General features: G+C 63.9%; 18 protein-coding genes. 11 read left to right on the plus strand and 7 right to left on the minus strand.

The annotated features are described in order from the left end of the window. Positions 1–96: 96 nt before the first annotated feature. From QF092_RS03710 to QF092_RS03725, 4 genes are all read right to left on the minus strand, one after another. Positions 97–1,068 (minus strand): beta-ketoacyl-ACP synthase III, encoded by a 972-nt coding sequence (locus QF092_RS03710; protein ID WP_281467762.1) that lies wholly within the window; start codon positions 1,066–1,068, stop codon positions 97–99. Further along, complete coding sequence (gene plsX / locus QF092_RS03715) at positions 1,065–2,195, minus strand: phosphate acyltransferase PlsX (RefSeq protein ID WP_281467765.1); 1,131 nt, start codon at positions 2,193–2,195, stop codon at positions 1,065–1,067. Before plsX ends, QF092_RS03710 begins: the two co-directional genes overlap by 4 nt. 24 nt (positions 2,196–2,219) lie before the next feature. Then, positions 2,220–2,426: a 50S ribosomal protein L32 gene (gene rpmF / locus QF092_RS03720; RefSeq protein WP_101920344.1), complete on the minus strand. Its 207-nt coding sequence runs from the start codon at positions 2,424–2,426 to the stop codon at positions 2,220–2,222. Positions 2,427–2,590: 164 nt separating this feature from the next. Further along, entirely contained in the window at positions 2,591–3,157 is a 567-nt protein-coding gene (locus QF092_RS03725) for a YceD family protein (RefSeq protein WP_281467768.1), read from the minus strand. A gap of 232 nt (positions 3,158–3,389) precedes the next feature. On the opposite strand from QF092_RS03725, the gene QF092_RS03730 reads away from it, so the two are divergent. Then, positions 3,390–3,860 carry an outer membrane protein assembly factor BamE gene (locus QF092_RS03730; RefSeq protein ID WP_281467770.1) on the plus strand — a complete coding sequence of 157 codons (471 nt, stop codon included), beginning with the start codon at positions 3,390–3,392 and terminating at the stop codon, positions 3,858–3,860. 27 nt (positions 3,861–3,887) lie between these two features. On the opposite strand, the gene msrB is transcribed toward QF092_RS03730, so the two are convergent. Next, the gene (gene msrB / locus QF092_RS03735) at positions 3,888–4,280 is read right to left on the minus strand and encodes a peptide-methionine (R)-S-oxide reductase MsrB (protein ID WP_281467772.1); all 393 of its coding nucleotides are present in this window, start codon (positions 4,278–4,280) and stop codon (positions 3,888–3,890) included. 105 nt (positions 4,281–4,385) lie between these two features. Between msrB and QF092_RS03740 the strand changes: the two genes are divergently transcribed. From QF092_RS03740 to QF092_RS03750, 3 genes are all read left to right on the plus strand, one after another. Beyond that, on the plus strand, positions 4,386–5,111 hold the full coding sequence (locus QF092_RS03740; RefSeq protein ID WP_420026492.1) for a GNAT family N-acetyltransferase: 726 nt from the start codon (positions 4,386–4,388) through the stop codon (positions 5,109–5,111). 32 nt (positions 5,112–5,143) lie between these two features. Beyond that, positions 5,144–6,949, plus strand: coding sequence for an ABC-F family ATP-binding cassette domain-containing protein (locus QF092_RS03745; RefSeq protein ID WP_281467776.1), 1,806 nt, complete (start codon positions 5,144–5,146; stop codon positions 6,947–6,949). Between the two features lie 238 nt (positions 6,950–7,187). Next, a complete protein-coding gene (locus QF092_RS03750) occupies positions 7,188–7,772 on the plus strand; it encodes an outer membrane protein (RefSeq protein WP_281467777.1) in 585 nt (194 codons plus the stop codon). Between the two features lie 52 nt (positions 7,773–7,824). Here the strand turns inward: QF092_RS03750 and QF092_RS03755 are convergent, their stop codons facing one another. Next, positions 7,825–9,204, minus strand: a complete 1,380-nt coding sequence (locus QF092_RS03755; protein WP_281467779.1) for a pyridoxal phosphate-dependent decarboxylase family protein — start codon at positions 9,202–9,204, stop codon at positions 7,825–7,827. Between the two features lie 636 nt (positions 9,205–9,840). Between QF092_RS03755 and cysS the strand changes: the two genes are divergently transcribed. From cysS to QF092_RS03780, 5 genes are all read left to right on the plus strand, one after another. Further along, positions 9,841–11,232 carry a cysteine--tRNA ligase gene (gene cysS, locus QF092_RS03760; protein ID WP_281469748.1) on the plus strand — a complete coding sequence of 464 codons (1,392 nt, stop codon included), beginning with the start codon at positions 9,841–9,843 and terminating at the stop codon, positions 11,230–11,232. Positions 11,233–11,332: 100 nt separating this feature from the next. Further along, the gene (gene cimA, locus QF092_RS03765) at positions 11,333–12,967 is read left to right on the plus strand and encodes a citramalate synthase (protein ID WP_281467781.1); all 1,635 of its coding nucleotides are present in this window, start codon (positions 11,333–11,335) and stop codon (positions 12,965–12,967) included. Continuing rightward, positions 12,967–13,689, plus strand: a complete 723-nt coding sequence (locus QF092_RS03770) for a class I SAM-dependent methyltransferase (protein WP_281469750.1) — start codon at positions 12,967–12,969, stop codon at positions 13,687–13,689. Before cimA ends, QF092_RS03770 begins: the two co-directional genes overlap by 1 nt. Beyond that, positions 13,677–14,468, plus strand: coding sequence for a squalene/phytoene synthase family protein (locus QF092_RS03775; RefSeq protein WP_281467783.1), 792 nt, complete (start codon positions 13,677–13,679; stop codon positions 14,466–14,468). Before QF092_RS03770 ends, QF092_RS03775 begins: the two co-directional genes overlap by 13 nt. A gap of 186 nt (positions 14,469–14,654) precedes the next feature. Further along, positions 14,655–15,191 (plus strand): Hint domain-containing protein, encoded by a 537-nt coding sequence (locus QF092_RS03780; protein WP_281467785.1) that lies wholly within the window; start codon positions 14,655–14,657, stop codon positions 15,189–15,191. A gap of 4 nt (positions 15,192–15,195) precedes the next feature. Here the strand turns inward: QF092_RS03780 and QF092_RS03785 are convergent, their stop codons facing one another. Next, positions 15,196–16,413: an MFS transporter gene (locus QF092_RS03785; RefSeq protein ID WP_281467787.1), complete on the minus strand. Its 1,218-nt coding sequence runs from the start codon at positions 16,411–16,413 to the stop codon at positions 15,196–15,198. 165 nt (positions 16,414–16,578) lie between these two features. On the opposite strand from QF092_RS03785, the gene QF092_RS03790 reads away from it, so the two are divergent. Together QF092_RS03790 and QF092_RS03795 are read left to right on the plus strand one after the other, a co-directional pair. Next, positions 16,579–17,238, plus strand: a complete 660-nt coding sequence (locus tag QF092_RS03790) for a DNA-3-methyladenine glycosylase family protein (protein ID WP_281467789.1) — start codon at positions 16,579–16,581, stop codon at positions 17,236–17,238. Beyond that, a complete protein-coding gene (locus tag QF092_RS03795; RefSeq protein WP_281467790.1) occupies positions 17,235–17,897 on the plus strand; it encodes an alpha/beta hydrolase in 663 nt (220 codons plus the stop codon). Before QF092_RS03790 ends, QF092_RS03795 begins: the two co-directional genes overlap by 4 nt. Positions 17,898–17,985: the final 88 nt, after the last annotated feature.

The following is a 17,985-nucleotide window of genomic DNA, read 5'->3' on the forward strand; positions in this document are numbered from 1 at the left end:
AAGTCCCCCCCGGGTTTTGTGTCAGACTGAGCGGTTTGGATTAACGAGTCAATATCAACAACTTGCAGCGTACATTTCATGCGCCGGGGCGTTGTTTCACCAACGCAAGACCACCGCGCCCCAAGCCAAACCGCCGCCGATCGCTTCGGTCACGACAAGGTCGCCTTGCTTGATCTGCCCCCGTTGCTTGCCGACGGAGAGCGCCAAGGGGATGGATGCGGCAGAGGTGTTACCATGATCCTGCACCGTGACAACCACCCGGTCCATCGGTACCTGCATGCGTTTGGCGGTTGCTTCGATGATGCGGATATTGGCCTGATGTGGCACGATCCAATCCACATCGCCGCCGGAAAGGCCGATTTTCTCAAGCGCGGTATGCGCTGTTTCCGCAAGCTTTTCAACGGCATGGCGGAAAACTTCCTTGCCTTCCATGCGCAGGTGGCCGGTCACGCCGGTGGACACGCCGCCATCGACGTAAAGGATGTCTTTGAAACGCCCATCCGAATTCAGATCGGTGGACAAAATGCCCCGATCGGCGACCGTTCCTGCGCCGTCTTGCGCTTCAATCAGCAGGGCGCCTGCGCCATCACCGAACAGCACGCAAGTGGAACGGTCCTTCCAATCCATCAGGCGCGAAAAGGTTTCGGCCCCAATCACCAGAACACGCTTGGCCTGACCAGCCAGGATCAAGGCATTGGCCGTTGTCAGAGCATAAACGAATCCCGCGCAGACGGCCTGCACGTCGAAGGCAAAGCCGCCCGAGAGACCAAGGCCCGATTGAATCATCGTGGCAACGGACGGGAAAGTAAGGTCTGCGGTCGAAGTTGCCACGATGATGGCATCCACGTCATTCGCGTCTAGCCCCGCATCGGCAAGGGCAGCTTGTGCGGCCCTTAGTCCGAGATCCGACGTCGTCTGGCCTTCGGCTGCGAAATGGCGTCTTTCGATGCCCGATCGGCTGCGGATCCATTCATCGCTGGTTTCGATGATCTGCTCAAACTCGGCATTGGGGACAACCCGTTCGGGAAGATAGTGTCCCACGCCCCTTACGACGGCGCGTATCGTCATTCCTTGGTCCCGCCTCCCGTCCCCACGGCCGTCTCGGACGGGGTCGTTACGCTGTCATCCTGCCCCGGACGCATGGCAGAGGCAACCCGTGCTGCAAGACGTTCTTGAAAGCCGGCGGCAGCCAATTGGTGTGCCAAACGGATCGCGGCCGCGACGCCGGTGGCATCTGCTGATCCGTGCGATTTCACCACTGTTCCGTTCAACCCAAGGAACACCCCACCATTGGCCCGCCGCGGATCCATCCGCTTTTGCAGGCGCCGCAGGGTGGACAGGGCGAAAACGGCAGCGAGTCGGGAAAAAAGATTGGCGTTGAACTCTTCCCGCAGGAAATCCGAAATCAGCTTTGCCGTGCCTTCGCCGGTCTTCAACGCGATATTGCCGGTAAAGCCATCCGTCACAATCACATCGACCCGGTCGGAGGGGATATCGCTGCCTTCAACAAAGCCCACGTAATCGAAACCGCCCGCCTCGGCCGATTGTGCCACGCGTTCATGCGCCTCTTTCAACTCGGCCCGGCCCTTATGTTCTTCCGTCCCGACATTCAGGAGGCCGACACGCGGGCGGGTAAGACGCAAGCCATTGCGGGCATAGGATGCGCCCATCATGGCGAATTGCAGCAGATCATCCGCCTCGGCCTTCACATCAGCGCCCATGTCCAGCATGACGTTGAACCCGCCGGGGTTGCGCGATGGCCAGAGGCTGGCGATGGCAGGGCGGTTGATGCCGGGCAGGCGGCGCAAGCGGATCATCGACAGGGCCATCAAGGCCCCGGTATTTCCGCAAGACACGGCAGCGGAGGCTGCGCCCTGCTTTACGCTTTCGATGCAGGACCACATGGAGGTCCCTTCGCCATTGCGCATCACTTGGCTGGGCTTGTCCTGCATGGTGACCACGCGATCTGCATGGCAAAGGGTCACCCGACCGGCCAACCCCTCTTGCTGTGCCACGAGACGGGCCAGCTCGGCCTCGTTGCCGTGCAGCAGGAAGCTCACATCCGGGAATTCGCGCAAAGACAACGAAAGACCGGCAACAACGGCTGCCGGTCCCCTGTCTCCACCCATGGCGTCGACGGAAATGACGATACGCTTCGCGCCGTCGGTTGCCGGATCTTGGACTCCGTTGGCCATCGGGCGAGGCGTCGTGGGCGCGGCTTACGCCGCGTCCTCGTCCAGATCGATCTCTTTTGCGGTCGCGACGACTTCACGCGCGTCGTAATGGCCGCAAGCGCTGCACACATGGTGCGGACGCTTCAGCTCGCCACAGTTGGAGCATTCCTGCGGATTGCCAGCGACAAGCGCGTCATGCGCACGGCGCATGTTACGGCGCGAACGGGTGACTCGGTTCTGAGGGACAGCCATGTCTCAACCTCGGGTAGCGGGGACATGCCCCTGATTTTCCTATTGCTGACAGCGGTTTGCCCACATTCCGCGCGAGCCGATACCTGCCATCTGATGAGGCGCGGAACATAGCCGGAATTCCTGCGCGCGCAAGCCCCTTTCTTGCGGGTCGCGCAAAGCCGGTATTAGCCTTGATCCGACCCATCCAGACGCGACTTCAGCGCGGCAAGCCCGGCGAAGGGACGAAGGTCTTCATCCCTTAAGGGCGCGGTGCCGGGGGCCGCAAAAACTGCCTCGCCAAGCGCCACGCCTTCGGCACGCGGATAAAGCGGCAGGGAAAGCTCAAGGGCCTCTAGCGCCACGAGGGCCAGATCGATCGTTTCGGGCAGCGGTTCTTCGCTGTCATCTTCGGGCATCTCGACCTCGTCGCCTTCGGGTTCCTGCCACTTGGCGATGTAGTGGCGGCGGACGTCTTCGGTCAGATGCGCCGTGACGGGAGCCAGCGTGACAGAGCAGGGCTGCACCGCCTCTGCCGTCAACTTTGCCTCTAGCGTGAAATCTTCGCGCCCGGCGGGGCGAATTTCTCCGGCAAAGCGAAAGGCAGGCAGGGCGATCAAGCCCAGTTGCGTGGCCATCCAGTCGCGTGTGCTGCGATCGGGGCGCAGGTCGAACCGGGTGGGTTTGCGTGTAGCCAGTGTGGCGCTGCGGAGGGGATGGTGGAAAGGTGGCGGGGCGGCGGTTTCATCGGGCATCTGTGGGTTTCCCTTGCAGGATCATGCCATGTGGCGCGGCGGTGGGCAGTGCTTGGGCAGACTGTTCGGCGCAGGCGCTGCTGTTTGCATTCTTGAAGTGCGGGCCATCCTTCTGTAAGCCAAAGGAAAGCAGCCGCGCAGGTCATGGCATATGCCATATGTGCTGCGCCCGGGCGAGACAAGACCGGCAGGGCAGAGGCAGGGTGGGAACAGCATGGGGTTCAACGGCAAGATGACGGCCCTTTCGGGAACCGCCCGTATTCTGCGGGCCGGAGTGGTGGGTCTGGTCATGGTTGCCTTGGCCGCCTGTTCAACGCTTTATCGCAATCATGGCTATGTGCCGACAGATCTTGACCTTGCCTTGGTTGAAGTGGGTGTCGACACGCGCGAGACGGTAACGGAAAAAGTCGGTCGGCCCTCGGCCTCGGGTCTGTTGAACGATGTGGGCTGGTTCTATGTACAAAGCCGTTGGGAATATCGCGGCGCCTTCGAGCCCCGGGAAATCGACCGTCAGGTGGTTTCGATCACCTTCAACGACAATGGGACCGTCCAGAACATCGAACGATTCGGGCTGGAGCGCGGGAAAGTTGTGCCGCTGTCGCGTCGCGTGACGGAATCCAGCGTCAAGGGTCTGAGCCTTATTCAGCAGTTGCTGGGCAGCTTTGGCCGGATTGCACCGGGTGTGATCACCGGCGACAACTGAGGGTAGCCGGCGCGATGCGCGCCGGTCCTATTCTTCTGGATCAAAGGTCAGCGCCACGCCGTTGATGCAATAGCGCAGCCCTGTGGGCGCAGGCCCATCGGGGAAGACATGCCCCAGATGAGCGTCGCAGCGGTTGCAATGCACTTCGGTCCGCCGCATCCAGAGGGTGCGATCTTCCTGCTCCCCTACCATTTCGGGGTCGATTGGCTGCCAGAAGCTGGGCCAGCCTGTGCCACTGTCGAACTTAGTCCGGGCGGAGAAGAGCGGGGCGTCGCAGCAGACGCAGCGAAAAGTGCCGGGGGCTTTGGGAAAGTTGTCGTTGCTAAAGGCCCGTTCCGTCGCGTGTTTGCGCGTGACGCGATAGGCGAGATCTGACAGTTGCGACCGCCATTCGGCATCGGATTTGACCACCTTTTCCATCGCTTGCTTCCTTCGCTTGTCCGTTCTGGCCCTTGCCCGAAGGCGGCCCCTCGGCCCATATCTAGGCGCGGGGCAGAAAACAGCCAAGCAGCAAGTCGCGCCGGGATGGAAATGGAATTTAGCAAGGGGCGGTTTCGCGTCCGGCTGGCCGAGGGGGCAGGGGATTTGGCCGCGGTTCAGGGTTTGCGGCACCTTGCCTTTCGTGGGGCTGAGGGGCGGGATCAGGACGCATTCGACGCAGTGTCAAAGCATCTGATGATTGAAGGGCTTGAGGATGGGCGTCTGGTCGGCACCTGCCGTTTTCAAGTCTTTGCCGCAAGCGCCGATCCGGGGCAGGGCTATACGGGGCAGTTCTACGACCTTTCCGCATTTCGCGCATTTTCCGCGCCGATTTTGGAAATCGGGCGGTTCTGCATGCGTCCGGGGGGACATGAGCCGGATATGCTGCGTCTGGCTTGGGCCGCGCTGACGCGGATGGTGGATGCGGAGGGGATCGCCCTTCTGTTTGGCTGCACCTCTTTTCCCGGCACGGAGGCAAGCGACTTTGCCGATGCGCTGGCGGCGCTGGCAGGGGGGCATATGGCGCCCCTTCGGTATCGACCGGGGCGGAAGGCGGTTGAGGTGGTGCCGCTTACGCCAGCTGCGCATGATGCGGGCCGCGCGCTGCGGCAGATGCCGCCTTTGCTCCGCAGCTATCTGGCGATGGGGGGATGGGTCAGTGATCACGCCGTGGTGGATCGTGATCTGGGCACGCTGCATGTCTGCACCGGGGTTGAGATCGCGGCCATTCCGCCGTCGCGCGCGCGTCTTCTGCGGGCGGATGCCCGTTGACCTTCACCGCGGCCCCGCATACCTGAGCGGGCATGGCACGCGCACCTCTTTTGCAGTTGTCGGGGATATCCCTGACCTTTGGCGGAAACCCTGTTTTCGAGGGGCTGGACCTTGTGGTGCAGCCGGGGGATCGGGTTGCGCTGGTGGGGCGGAACGGGTCGGGTAAATCCACCTTGATGAAGGTTATGGCCGGATTGGTGGAACCCGATCAGGGCAGCCGCATCGTGCCGCCGGGCATCGTCGTGGGCTATATGGAGCAAGACCCAGATCTGTCGGGCTTTGCCACATTGGGCGATTACGCCGCCAGCGCCCTGCCGGAAGGTGAGGCCTATCGCGTTGAAATGGTTGCGGAAGGTTTGAAGTTCCGACCCGAGACGCCGGTTGCCACCGCGTCGGGCGGGGAACGGCGGCGGGCCGCCTTGGCCAAGCTTTTGGCTGAGGGGCCAGAGCTGATGCTGTTGGACGAACCGACGAACCATCTGGATATTCAAGCCATCGAATGGCTTGAGGCGCAGTTGACCGAAACCCGCACGGCCTTTGTCCTGATCAGCCACGACCGCGCCTTTCTGAAGGCCCTTACGAAGGCCACGCTCTGGATCGACCGGGGCGAAGTACGGCGGCGCGAGGCGGGGTTTGACGGGTTCGAGGAATGGCGCGAAACCGTCTGGGCCGAAGAGGATGAGGCGCGCCACAAGCTGGAACGCAAGATCAAGGCCGAGGCGAAATGGGCCGTGGAAGGCATCAGCGCCCGACGGAAGCGGAACATGGGGCGGGTGCGCGCCTTGGCCGCGCTGCGGGACGAACGGGCGTCTATGATCCGGCGGCAGGGGACTGCGGCGCTGGAATTGGAAGGCGGCCAGACCAGCGGCAAGCGGGTGATCGAGGCGAAGGGTCTGGAAAAACGCTTTGGCGACAAGGTGATCGTGAAGGGGTTGGACCTTCGGGTTCTGCGTGGTGATCGGGTGGCCTTTGTCGGGCCGAACGGGGTGGGAAAAACCACGCTTCTGAAGATGCTGGTCAGCGAGGTGGCCCCCGATGCGGGCAGCGTGACCCTTGGCACCAATCTGGAAATTGCCGTCTTTGACCAGACCCGCGCCCAGTTGAATGGTGAGGCGAGCCTTTGGGAGAACCTGACCGGTGATCCCATGATGAGAGTTTCGGGCAATTCCGATCAGGTCATGGTGCGTGGCAATCCGCGCCATGTGGTGGCCTATCTGAAGGATTTCCTGTTTGACGAAGCGCAGGCGCGCGCCCCGGTGAAAAGCCTTTCCGGGGGTGAGAAGGCGCGGCTTCTTTTGGCCAAGCTGATGGCGAAGCCGTCGAACCTGCTGATCCTTGACGAACCGACCAACGATCTGGATGTGGAAACGCTGGACCTGTTGCAGGATGTGCTGGGCGATTACGACGGCACGGTTTTGCTGGTCAGCCATGATCGCGATTTTATCGACAGGGTGGCGACGGCAACTGTCGCGCTGGAAGGCGGCGGGAAGGCGACGGTCTATCCCGGTGGCTGGTCGGATTATGCGGCGCAGCGCCCGATGCCAGTGGATGCGGCTGCAAGGGCAATGCGAGCCGAGGCCCCGAAGCCAGAGGTCAAGCCGCAACCCGTAAAGGCCGACGGCCTGACCTTTACCGAGCGCAAGCGGCTGGATGCCCTGCCGGCTGTGATTGAGCGGCTGGAGGCCGAGATCGCCAAGCTGGGCGAATTCCTGTCGGACCCCGACTTGTTCACCAAGGAGCCTGCAAAGTTCCGAAAGGCATCCGAGGCGATGGCCGAACGGCAGCAGGCACTGGCTGCGGCAGAAGAGGAATGGCTGGTGCTGGCCGAGCGCGCCTGAGGCCGCAGGTTCACGCGAAAGCGAGAAAATACCACGTGATTTTGATGGGATAGGCGGTGTCTGGCCGATCCTAGGCGGCGGTGCAGGCCGGTTGCCGCCTGTGCGCGTCACGCGCCTTCACCTCCGTGCGAGGCTGCCTTGTCCGTGTCTTCCTGAGGGCGCAGGTCTGCGGGACGAGACGCCCCGGACTGGCCTGTGACAGGCGCAAGGGGCGCGGCACAGGCACAGGAGACAAATGATGAAACGCAGGATCATGACGGTTGCGGGCGTGGCAGCCATGGTGGCGCTGCCGGCCTTTGCGGGCGGCCCGAGCGCGGTGACAGAGGAGCCGGTGGTGGCACCGGCACCTGTTGCGCTGCCCGCCCCTTCGGCGCACTGGAGCGGGCTTTATGTCGGTGGACAGCTTGGTTATGGCGATATCGGATCAAGCGGCGCCTTGGGCGGGGATGGCATGACGGGTGGCCTGCTGGCGGGCTATCGCGCCGATTTCGGGCAGTTCGTGGCCGGGGTGGAAGGCAATTTTGACTGGGCCGATATCGATATTGGGGGTGGGGCGACGCTGGAGTCCATCTCGCGCCTGAAACTGGTGGGGGGCTATGATCTGGGGCCTGCCCTTGTCTATGGCACGGTGGCAGCTGTCCGGGCGGATACGTCGCTGGGCGCCGATAATGGCTGGGGTGCGGGGATCGGGGTGGATTACGCGCTGACACAGCAGATGACAGTGGGCGCGGAGCTTATGGAGCATCGATTTGATAATTTTGTCGGCAGCGGGACGGATATCGATGCGACCACGCTGAATGCGCGTGTCGGGTTCCGGTTCTGATACCGGCCGGCGTTAACGAAGTGTTAAGGGTGGCCCTTCGCGGGCCGCTTTTTCACATGAGGTCGGCCACCACCTTTGGGATCATGTCCACATCTTCGGCAGTGCAATCGAATTGGCCCACCTGCACCCGGATGACGAAGCGTCCGGCGTGGCGGGTTTGCGTCAGGTAGATGCGGCCATCGTCATTGATGCGGCTGAGCAAAGTTTCCGTTTCCCGGTCCGTGGCAAGGGCAAAGGTAAAGAGCGATAGCGAAGGTTCGGTTGTGATCGTCACGCCGGGCAGACGCGCCAGCGCATCGCGGGCCTGACGTGCCCAGGACACATGGTTGCGAATCCGGTCGCGCAGGCCTGACAGACCATAGGCGCGAAGCGTGAACCAAAGCTTAAGGGCGCGGAATCTGCGCCCCAAGGGTACGGTCCATTCGTTGAAATTGGTGATCTCTTCCCGACCGGCTGTTTCCAGATAGGTTGGACGCAGGCCGAGCGTGCGGATCTGCGGACCCGGATCGGCAAGGAACTGGACGGCGCAATCGAATTGCGCGCCCAGCCATTTATGGGGGTTGAAGACGATGCTGTCGGCACCCTCGATCCCTTCCCAAAGACGGCGGAACTCGGGGCAGATCATGGCGCTGCCTGCCCAAGCGGCATCGACATGGACGGGCAGGCCCGCGGCTTTGGCGACCGTGATGCAATCAGCGATGCGGTCAAAGGCCCCGACCGAAGTACCGCCTGCGCACAGGATGACGCCTGCGGGCAGGTGGCCTGCCGCCCGGTCGGCGGCGATGGCCCCGGCGAGTGCGCCGGGTTTCATGGAAAGCGTCGCATCCGTTGGAATTTTCACCAGATTTTCCTGACCGATCCCGGCGATGCGGGTGGCTTTATCCACGCTGCTATGGGTTTCGGCGCTGGCGTATAGGCGGAGGCGTGGCTGCGCCGAAAGGCCCTGTTGCAGGCCCTGCCAGCCAAGCGCCTGTTCACGCATGGTGAGGATAGCCGACAGCGTGGCGGTGGTGGCGCTGTCATGGATCGTGCCGGTAAAGCGGTCGGGCAGGCCGAGGGCGCGGGTGAGCCAGCGGATCATCACCTGTTCCACCTCGGTCACGGCGGGGGAGGTTTGCCACAGCATGCCCTGAGCCGCGATGGCATTGGCGAGTTGTTCGGCCAGCATGGAAGCAGGGGAGGCATTGGCGGGGAAATAGGCGAAGAAGCGGGGATGCTGCCAATGGGTCAGGCCGGGGGGGATGATACGGGCGAAATCAGCAAAGATCGCCTCGGGTGGTTCGGGGTTTTCCGGCGGTGTTTCAGGGAGTTGCGCCGCGATGGCACCGGGGGTGAGGGGGGCGCGGACGGGGCGGTCGCGCAAGCCGGTATGGTAATCATGCGCCCAATCGGCGGCGATTTTCGACCAGTGGCGGAGGGCGTCGTGATCCATGCGGGAGGTCCTTTTTCTGCGCGGAGATGAGCAGGGCTTTGGTCGCGCCGCAAGGGGGGCGTAAATCTTGGCGTGAAATCAGGGGGTTGGGTGAAATCCTTTGTGCCCTGTTTTGTGCCGCCTTTTGTGCAGCATTTTGTGGGCACGCAGCGGGCGGTTTGGTGGGGCGGCGTTAAGGTAAACGGGGGATGGCCATATGACCCATCCTAGGGGAGGAGGGTAGCTAAAGCTGGGGCTGGGGCCTGTCTTTCCCTATCTTTGGGGCTTCGATGGCGAGAGGGGGGGGCGGTCGGCAGAGAGGGGGAGCCGGTATCGGGTTCGGGGCGGGGTTCGGTTGGGCTTGGGGATGGTTGGGAGCGGGGCGTGTTCGGGGGAGAAGGAGGCTCTGCATTTGGGCCGGGGCCGGGCTAGCGGGCGAGATAGGGAGCGGGGGCAGAGGGGCTTGGCAGGCCGGGGGTTTTTCTGTAGCGGTGAGTACATGAACAGGACGGGCTTCTGCTGCATTTCTTGCATTACGCGCTGACCATCGGTCGCGCGGGCCTTCTTGTCGTTCCCAAGGAAAGACGAAGTTGCTAGACCCGCGCGGGATGGGGGCGTGCCGGCAGGATGGGCGGGGCCTTTAGCGAGGTTGGGGATATGGTGACGATCCGGCTGCACAATTCGAAGACGCGGGCGAAGGAGGTCTTTGACCCGATCGATCCGATGAATGTGCGGCTCTATGTCTGTGGGCCGACGGTGTATGACCGGGCGCATTTGGGAAATGCCCGGCCTGTTGTGGTGTTCGATACGCTCTTTCGCTTGCTGCGCCATGTCTATGGCGCGGAGCATGTGACCTATGTGCGGAACTTCACCGATGTGGATGACAAGATCAACGCCACCGCCCTTGCACGGAAGGAGGCGGGGGCGGCGGGAACGCTGGAGTCGCTGATCGCGGAGCGGACGGAAGAGACGATCCGCTGGTATCATCAGGATATGGATGCGCTGGGGGCACTTAGGCCCACGCATGAACCCCGTGCGACGGCCTATGTGGGCCAGATGATCGCGATGATCGGAGCCTTGATCGAGAAAGGCCATGCCTATGCGAAGGATGGCCATGTGCTGTTCCGGGTGCGGTCCTTTAAGGAGTATGGGCGGCTGTCGGGGCGGTCGGTCGATGACATGATCGCGGGCGCAAGGGTGGAGGTCGCGCCCTTCAAGGAAGACCCGATGGATTTCGTGCTGTGGAAGCCGTCGGATGAAAGCCTGCCGGGATGGGCATCCCCTTGGGGACGGGGGCGACCGGGGTGGCATATCGAATGCTCGGCCATGTCGCTGGCGCTGCTGGGGGCGAGTTTCGACATTCATGGCGGTGGGATCGACCTGCAATTCCCGCATCACGAGAATGAGGTGGCGCAAAGCTGCTGCGCGCATCCTGAGGCGGAGTTTGCCCGCGTCTGGATGCATAACGAGATGTTGCAGGTGGAAGGGAAGAAGATGTCCAAATCCTTGGGCAATTTCTTTACCGTGCGGGATCTGTTGGGGCAGGGGATACCGGGCGAGGTGATCCGCTTTGTTTTTCTGGGCACGCATTACGGTCGGCCCATGGATTGGACGGCGGAGAAGGCGGCGCAGGCAGAGGCCACGTTGCGGAAATGGCGTGGCATGGTGAAGGGGGTGCCTGCGGGGCAGCCATCGGAGGCGGTGGTGGCGGCGCTGGCTGATGACCTGAACACGGCGGGGGCGATTGCGGAACTGCATGCGTTGGCGGCGGCCGGGGATATGGCCGGGCTGAAGGCATCGGCTGGGCTTATGGGTCTGCTGGAAGATCATATGGGGGCCTGGGCCGAGGCGGGCGTTGACCTGTCGCCCTTGGCCGCGCGGTTGGCCGATCTGCGGAGTGCCGCGATGGCGTCAAAGGATTTTGCCCCGGTGGATGCGATGAAGGCGGCGCTTCTGGCGGCGGGGGTGGAGGTGCGGATGTCGAAAGCGGGGGTGGAGCTATTGCCCGGGCCGGGGTTCGATGCCGCAAAGCTGGAGGGGCTGGTCTGATGGGGCTTCTGTCGCAAAAGGGGGGCTGTCTGCCCCCTGCGGACTTTGACGTGATCCCCCGAGGATGTTTTTCGACTGAAAAGGAAGGGGAGGGGCGCGCATGACCCGCGAGCGGCTTTACCTGTTCGACACCACGCTGCGCGACGGGCAGCAGACGCAGGGCGTGCAGTTTTCCACCGCCGAGAAGCGGGTCATCGCAGCGGCACTGGATGATCTGGGCGTGGATTATATCGAAGGGGGTTGGCCTGGGGCGAACCCGACGGATAGCGAGTTCTTTTCGGGACGCGCGCCGACGCGGGCGGTGATGACGGCCTTCGGCATGACCAAGCGCGTGGGACGGTCTGCCGAGAATGACGATGTGCTGGCGGCTGTTCTGGATGCCGGGACGCCTGCCGTCTGTCTGGTCGGCAAGACGCATGAGTTTCATGTGAAGACGGCGTTGGGATGCACGCTTGAGGAAAACCGCGAGGCGATCCGGGCGAGCGTGGCGCACTGTGTGGCCAAGGGGCGCGAGGCGCTGTTTGATGCCGAGCATTTCTTCGACGGTTATCGCGCCGATCCGGCCTATGCGTTGGACTGTCTGCGTGCGGCGTTGGAGGCGGGGGCGCGGTGGATCGTGCTGTGCGATACCAATGGGGGCACGCTGCCTGCCGAGGTGGGGCGCGTGGTGAGCGAGGTGATTGCGGCGGGCGTGCCGGGGGATCGGCTGGGCATCCATTGCCACGACGATACGGGAAATGCGGTGGCCAATTCGCTGGCCGCCGTGGATGCGGGATGTCGGCAGATTCAAGGAACGCTGAACGGGTTGGGGGAGCGCTGCGGGAATGCAAACCTGACGACGATCATCCCGACGCTTTTGCTGAAGGAGCCTTATGCGGGTCGGTTTGAAACGGGGGTCACGCGTGAGGCGCTGGCGGGGATGGTGCGGGTCAGCCGCCAGTTGGACGATATCCTGAACCGTGTGCCGTTGCGCAGCGCGCCCTATGTGGGGGCGTCGGCCTTTGCGCATAAGGCGGGGCTGCATGCGAGCGCGATCCTGAAGGACCCGTCGACCTATGAGCATGTCGATCCTTCGGTGGTCGGCAATGAGCGCGTCATCCCGATGAGCAATCAGGCCGGGCAGTCGAATCTGCGGGCAAGGCTGGCGGCGGCGGGGATCGTGGTTGATCCGAAGGATGCCCGGCTGGGGCGCATCCTTGAGGTCGTCAAGGCGCGCGAGGATCAGGGCTATGCCTATGACCGGGCGCAGGCGAGTTTCGAGCTTGTGGCGCGGGCGGAATTGGGGCTGTTGCCGGAATTCTTTGAGGTGAAGCGCTATCGGGTGACGGTGGAGCGGCGGAAGAACAAATATAATGAGATGGTCAGCCTGTCGGAGGCCGTGGTCGTGGTGAAGATCGGCGAGCGGAAGATGCTGTCGGTTTCCGAGTCGATGGATGAGACGGGGACGGATCGGGGTCCGGTCAATGCGCTGGCCAAGGCGTTGGGGAAGGACCTTGGCCCTTATCAGGCGGTGATCGACGACATGAAACTGGTGGATTTCAAAGTGCGCATCACGCAAGGCGGCACCGAGGCCGTCACGCGCGTGATCATCGACAGCGAGGACAGCCGGGGGCGGCGCTGGTCTACCGTGGGGGTGAGCGCGAATATCGTGGATGCCAGTTTCGAGGCGCTGCTGGACGCGATCAACTGGAAGCTGATCCGGGATGTGGGGCGGCCTGTGGGCGGTTCTGCGTGATGGATTGGGAGGCGTTTTTCACCGTTCACAGCGACCTGCCGCGCGAAGGGCCGGGGGAGGCTGCCGATGTGGCCTGGGCCCTGGACTTGGCGGGGGTGCCGGAGGGCGCTGCCATCTGTGATGCGGGGGCCGGGGCGGGGGGGGATGTGGCCTCTTTGCTGACCGTGCCGGGGGCGCGGGTTCTGGCCATCGACACCTATCCGGGATTTGTGGCGCAAATGCAGGCGCGGTTTGCGGGTGAGGATCGGGTGGAGGTGGAAGAGGCCGATATGGCGGATTTGGCCGCGCATCCGGCGGGACCCTTTGACCTGATCTGGTGTGCTGGAGCGCTGTATTTCCTTGGGTTGGAGGAAGGTCTCGCGCGAATGGGGGCGGCCTTGAAGCCCGGCGGAGTGCTGGCCTTTACGGAGCCTTGCTTTTTCACCCCCGCGCCGTCAGAGGCGGCGGTCGGGTTCTGGGAGGGGTATCCCACGCGCGATGCGGCAGGGATTGCCAATGCGGTGGCCGCGGCGGGGTATGACAGCCTTGGCGCGCGGGCCTTGGGCGATGGCGCTTGGGAGGCCTATTTCGCACCGATGGAGGCGCGGATTGAAACGCTGCGACCGGGGGCGGATGCAGCTTTGGCAGCGATGCTTGACCTTTGTGCGGGGGAGGCCGCGCAGTGGCGACAGGTGCGACGTGAGACGGGCTATCTGTTGACGGTGGCGCGATGGAGGGGGTGACGGCATCCGCCATCGGGGCCTGCGCTGCGTTGGTGGAGCGGGGGGACCCTGACCGCTATGCTGCGGTGATGGCGGCACCTGTTGCGGCGCGGGGGCGGCTTTTCGTTCTATATGCCTTCAATCTTGAAGTGGCGCGCGCGCCTTGGGTGACGCAAGAGCCGATGATCGCCGAGATGCGTCTGCAATGGTGGCGCGATATGGTGGCCGAGGCGGCGGCGGGCGCGCCTGCACGCGCGCATGAGGTGGCGGGGCCGCTGGCGGCGCTGATCAGGGAAGCGGGTCTGCCGGTGGCGGTGCTGGACCGGTTGGTAGAAGCGCGGCGCTGGGATGTTTACCGCGAGCCGTTTGAGGATCAGGCGGCGCTGGTGGCTTATCTGGAAGATACCGGCGCGGGGCTGATGTGGCTGGCAGGCTGCGCCCTTGGCGCGGGGGCGGCGGATGAGGCCTGCTTGCGCGCGGCGGGATGGGCGGCGGGGCTGGCCGGATTTCTGCGGGCCGTGCCAGAATTGGAGGCGCGGGGACGTGTGCCGCTGGTCGATGGGCGGGCCGAGGCGGTGGCGGCACTGGCGCGGCAAGGGCTTGACCGGATGGCAGGGGCGCGGGCGGGATTGCGGCGGATGGGGGCGGCGCGGGTTGCGACCATCGCGGCTTGGCAGGCCGAAGCCATTTTGCGCATTGCGGCGAAAGATCCGGGTCGGGTGGCAGCTGGGGCCTTGCAGCCATCAGAATTCGCGCGACGTTGGGGGTTGTTACGGGCCGGTTTGCGCGGTCGAATCTAGAGCCTTGTCGGGCGCAAGGCGGCGGTTGGTCCGGTTTCGGACTAATTATCCACAAAAATTATGTATATGCCCTAGAAAATCCTGAATTGCGTCCGTTTCAGACCACGGATGGCTGGCACGGTAAGGTGTGAGTGGCGGATCGTTCGGATCTGTCGCCGTGCGGCCCGTAGCGGTCTGGACTGAGTGATGAGCATTGTAACGCCCATTCTTCCCGTGGATGTCGAGGCGGCACCGTCGCCCCGGGGGTTTGTTGGTGGGACGCGCCTGATGACGCCTTCGGGCTGGCGCAAGATCGAAAGCTTGCAAGCGGGGGATATTCTCTCCTGCTGCAAGGAAGAACCAATTGTCATCCGCTCGATCCGGGCGATCGTGCTGTCGCGCATTGGCGTGAAGGTCGTCTATGTGAACGGAAAAGCGCGAGGGCAGGGCCGGGGGGCAGAGGCGCTTTATCTTGCGCCCGAGCAGATGATCGTCGTCGCGGGGGATCGTTTGGCCGCCTATTTCGGCGTGGAAGAGGCCTTGGCGCCGATTGGCGCCCTGATTGATGGGCAGGATCTGCGGTTGGTCGACGCCCCTGTCGGCGAGATCTGGTATGAGATCGAAATGGAAGAAGCCTGTGCCTTGGTCGTGGAAGGTCTTCAGGTTGCCCTGGGCGATGCCGCGCGGGACAGCCGACCCGCCCTAAGCGTGGCAGAGGCGCGGCTTCTGGCGCTGGCGGCGTGAGGCGCTAGCGCGCCTCGCGCGGGCGCATGGCAAGCCAGATGAGGGCACCACCCGCCAGCACGAGGAAGGGCAGCATGGCGAAGTTGACCGCTTGCCAGCCCTCTTGAACCGATCCCCCCGAACAATTCATCAACCCGCCGGATGAGAAAGACGCGAGGGTCACGCCGCCGAAGACCACAAGGTCGTTCAGACCTTGCAGGCGGCCCTTTTCCTCTGCTGCTTGGGCGGCGGTGAGCATGGTCGTCGCGCCGATGAAGCCGAAGTTCCAGCCGAGGCCCAGCAGGATGAGGGCGAGGAAGAAATTCTCAAGTTCCACCCCCGCGATGGCGACAGCACCCGCCCCGGCAAGGATCACAAGGCCGGTGGCCACGATCCTTTCCGCGCCGAACCGGGCGATGAGGTGGCCGGTGAAGAAACTGGGGGCATACATGGCAAGGACATGGGCGGTGACGACGTCGGCCGCGTTGCCCTTTGAAAAGCCACAGCCCACCACGGCGAGGGGGGATGAGGTCATCACGAGGTTCATCAGCGCATAAGAGACAGTCGCGCAGATCATCGCCACGGCGATGACGGGGGTGCGGATCAATTCGCCGCGCGTGCGGCCGGTGGATGCGCCGATGGCGGGCGGCCGGGGCTTGGGGATGTCGAGCAGGGTGAAGAGGAAAACGCCCAGGCCATTGAGCGCGATAATGGCAAGATAGGTGCCGAGGAAGGGGACGGCCATCGACTCGGCGGTGAGTTTCACCAGCTGCGGGCCGATTACGGCGGAGAGGAGGCCCCCGGCCATGACGAGGGAGATGGCCTTGGGACGATAGGCCTCCGAGGCGGTATCGGCGGCGGCAAAGCGGTAGAAGCCTTGGGCCGACATGTAGATGCCCGTGAACAGCGCGGCGAGGACGAAAAGCGCGAAATTCGCGGTGGATAGTGCATAGGCCCCGAGTGCCCCGCCGATCCCGCCCCCAAGCGCCCCGATGGCAAAGCCTGCGCGGCGGCCGTATTTCTGCATGAAGGCCGAGATTGGGGTGGCGGTCAGCATGGAGCCTATGACGGCGGCGCTGATGGGCAGGGTGGCCCAGCAGGCATTGGGCGCAAGGCTTTGGCCAGCAAGCCCTGCCACGGTGAAGATCATGGGCATCTGCGCGCCAAGGATGGCCTGCGCCGCGACGAGGACGAGGACATTGCGTTTGGCGGTGGAGTCGGTTGGGGCGGCGCTGTCGGTCATGGGCGAAGGGTTACTCTGTGGCGTGGCGGGGGCAAGGGACAAATGCGCGCGGGTGAATACCTTTCTCGGACGCGGGGGGACAGGCGTCCACCCGCCCCCCCCTTTTTCCGAAAGCACCGGACGGCGCGCGGGATGGCTGGCCTTGGGAGGCGTATTTGGGCCAAGATGAAGGAGCAGGCTGGAGGGGATGTGGTGGCGGTCGGGCGGATCATTCGGACAGAGACTTGTGTGGCCGAAGGGGCGGCATGGCTGGCAGAACGAGAGCCACGCTTTGCTGCGGCGCTTGCGATGACAGGGCCATTGCCGCTGCGGCGGCGAGAGGATGGGTTTCGGGCCTTGTTGTCAGCCATCGTGAGCCAGCAGGTTTCGGTTGCCTCGGCCAATGCGATCTGGGCGCGGATGGAGGCGGCGGGGTTATGCGAGCCGGATACGATGGCCTGTGCCACGGAAGAGGCGCTGCGGGCGGCGGGGCTGTCGCGGCAGAAGGCGCGCTATGGGCAGGAATTGGCGCGGGCGGGGATTGATTTCGATGCCCTGCGCGGGGTGCCGGATGAAGAGGTGGTGGCGGTCTTGACGGCGGTGCCGGGGATCGGGCGCTGGACGGCAGAGATTTACGCGATGTTCGCCTTGGGGCGGGCGGATGTTTTTGCGCCGGCCGATCTGGCCTTGCAGGAGGCGGCGCGGCTTTTGTTCGGGCTGGAGGCGCGGCCATCGGAGCGGGTTTTGCGCGGTATGGCGGAGGCATGGTCGCCTTGGCGGGCGGTTGCGGCGCGGATGCTCTGGGCCTACTACCATGTGGAAAAGGCGCGGGAGGGCATCAGGTGAGCGAGGGATTGAAATTCGGGCGCAAGGCGGCGCGGAGCGGCAAGGCGCGGTCGATTGTCGTCTTCGTGCATGGCTATGGCGCGGATGGGGCAGACCTGTTGGGCCTTGGCGATGCGCTGGCGCCGCATCTGCCGGATACGGTCTTTGTCGCGCCAGATGCGCCGCAGCCCTGTGTCGGCAATCCTTTCGGGTTCCAATGGTTTCCGATCCCTTGGTTGGACGGGTCTTCGGAAGAGGCGGCGCGGGAGGGGATGGCGGCATCCGTTGCGTTGTTGAATGCCTTTCTCGATGCGCGGCTGACGGAGGAGGGCCTTGGGGCCGACGCGCTGGCGCTTGTTGGGTTTTCGCAAGGGGCGATGATGAGCCTGCATGTTGCGCCGCGCCGGGCTGAGGCCGTGGCAGGGGTGGTGGCGATTTCGGGGCGGTTATTGGTGCCGGAGCGGTTGGCGGCAGAAGCGGTAGTGAAGCCGCCCGTGCTGCTGATCCATGGCGATCAGGACCCGGTGGTGCCTTTTGCCGATATGGGGCTGGCGGGGGATGCGCTGGTGGCGGCTGGGTTTGAAACCTATGGTCATGTGATGGAAGGCACCGGGCATGGAATTGCGCCGGATGGTTTGGGCGTGAGCTTGCAGTTTCTGAAGGAGCGGCTGCCGCGGTGAGGGATGGCTGACGTTGCAGGAGGGCTGTCTGCCCCCCCTCGTCGCTGCGCCCCTCACCCCCTGAGGATATTTTTCGACAAAACATGGG

Origin of the sequence: Fuscovulum ytuae, from assembly GCF_029953595.1 — a bacterium.
Taxonomy (GTDB): domain Bacteria; phylum Pseudomonadota; class Alphaproteobacteria; order Rhodobacterales; family Rhodobacteraceae; genus Paragemmobacter; species Paragemmobacter ytuae.

Excerpts from the sequence above, each read along its gene's own strand:
- QF092_RS03710 (WP_281467762.1), bottom strand. The coding sequence starts at position 1,068 with ATGACGATACGCGCCGTCGTAAGGGGCGTGGGACACTATCTTCCCGAA.
- plsX (WP_281467765.1), bottom strand. The coding sequence starts at position 2,195 with ATGGCCAACGGAGTCCAAGATCCGGCAACCGACGGCGCGAAGCGTATC.
- rpmF (WP_101920344.1), bottom strand. The coding sequence starts at position 2,426 with ATGGCTGTCCCTCAGAACCGAGTCACCCGTTCGCGCCGTAACATGCGC.
- QF092_RS03725 (WP_281467768.1), bottom strand. The coding sequence starts at position 3,157 with ATGCCCGATGAAACCGCCGCCCCGCCACCTTTCCACCATCCCCTCCGC.
- QF092_RS03730 (WP_281467770.1), top strand. The coding sequence starts at position 3,390 with ATGACGGCCCTTTCGGGAACCGCCCGTATTCTGCGGGCCGGAGTGGTG.
- msrB (WP_281467772.1), bottom strand. The coding sequence starts at position 4,280 with ATGGAAAAGGTGGTCAAATCCGATGCCGAATGGCGGTCGCAACTGTCA.
- QF092_RS03740 (WP_420026492.1), top strand. The coding sequence starts at position 4,386 with ATGGAAATGGAATTTAGCAAGGGGCGGTTTCGCGTCCGGCTGGCCGAG.
- QF092_RS03745 (WP_281467776.1), top strand. The coding sequence starts at position 5,144 with ATGGCACGCGCACCTCTTTTGCAGTTGTCGGGGATATCCCTGACCTTT.
- QF092_RS03750 (WP_281467777.1), top strand. The coding sequence starts at position 7,188 with ATGAAACGCAGGATCATGACGGTTGCGGGCGTGGCAGCCATGGTGGCG.
- QF092_RS03755 (WP_281467779.1), bottom strand. The coding sequence starts at position 9,204 with ATGGATCACGACGCCCTCCGCCACTGGTCGAAAATCGCCGCCGATTGG.
- cysS (WP_281469748.1), top strand. The coding sequence starts at position 9,841 with ATGGTGACGATCCGGCTGCACAATTCGAAGACGCGGGCGAAGGAGGTC.
- cimA (WP_281467781.1), top strand. The coding sequence starts at position 11,333 with ATGACCCGCGAGCGGCTTTACCTGTTCGACACCACGCTGCGCGACGGG.
- QF092_RS03770 (WP_281469750.1), top strand. The coding sequence starts at position 12,967 with ATGGATTGGGAGGCGTTTTTCACCGTTCACAGCGACCTGCCGCGCGAA.
- QF092_RS03775 (WP_281467783.1), top strand. The coding sequence starts at position 13,677 with ATGGAGGGGGTGACGGCATCCGCCATCGGGGCCTGCGCTGCGTTGGTG.
- QF092_RS03780 (WP_281467785.1), top strand. The coding sequence starts at position 14,655 with ATGAGCATTGTAACGCCCATTCTTCCCGTGGATGTCGAGGCGGCACCG.
- QF092_RS03785 (WP_281467787.1), bottom strand. The coding sequence starts at position 16,413 with ATGACCGACAGCGCCGCCCCAACCGACTCCACCGCCAAACGCAATGTC.
- QF092_RS03790 (WP_281467789.1), top strand. The coding sequence starts at position 16,579 with ATGAAGGAGCAGGCTGGAGGGGATGTGGTGGCGGTCGGGCGGATCATT.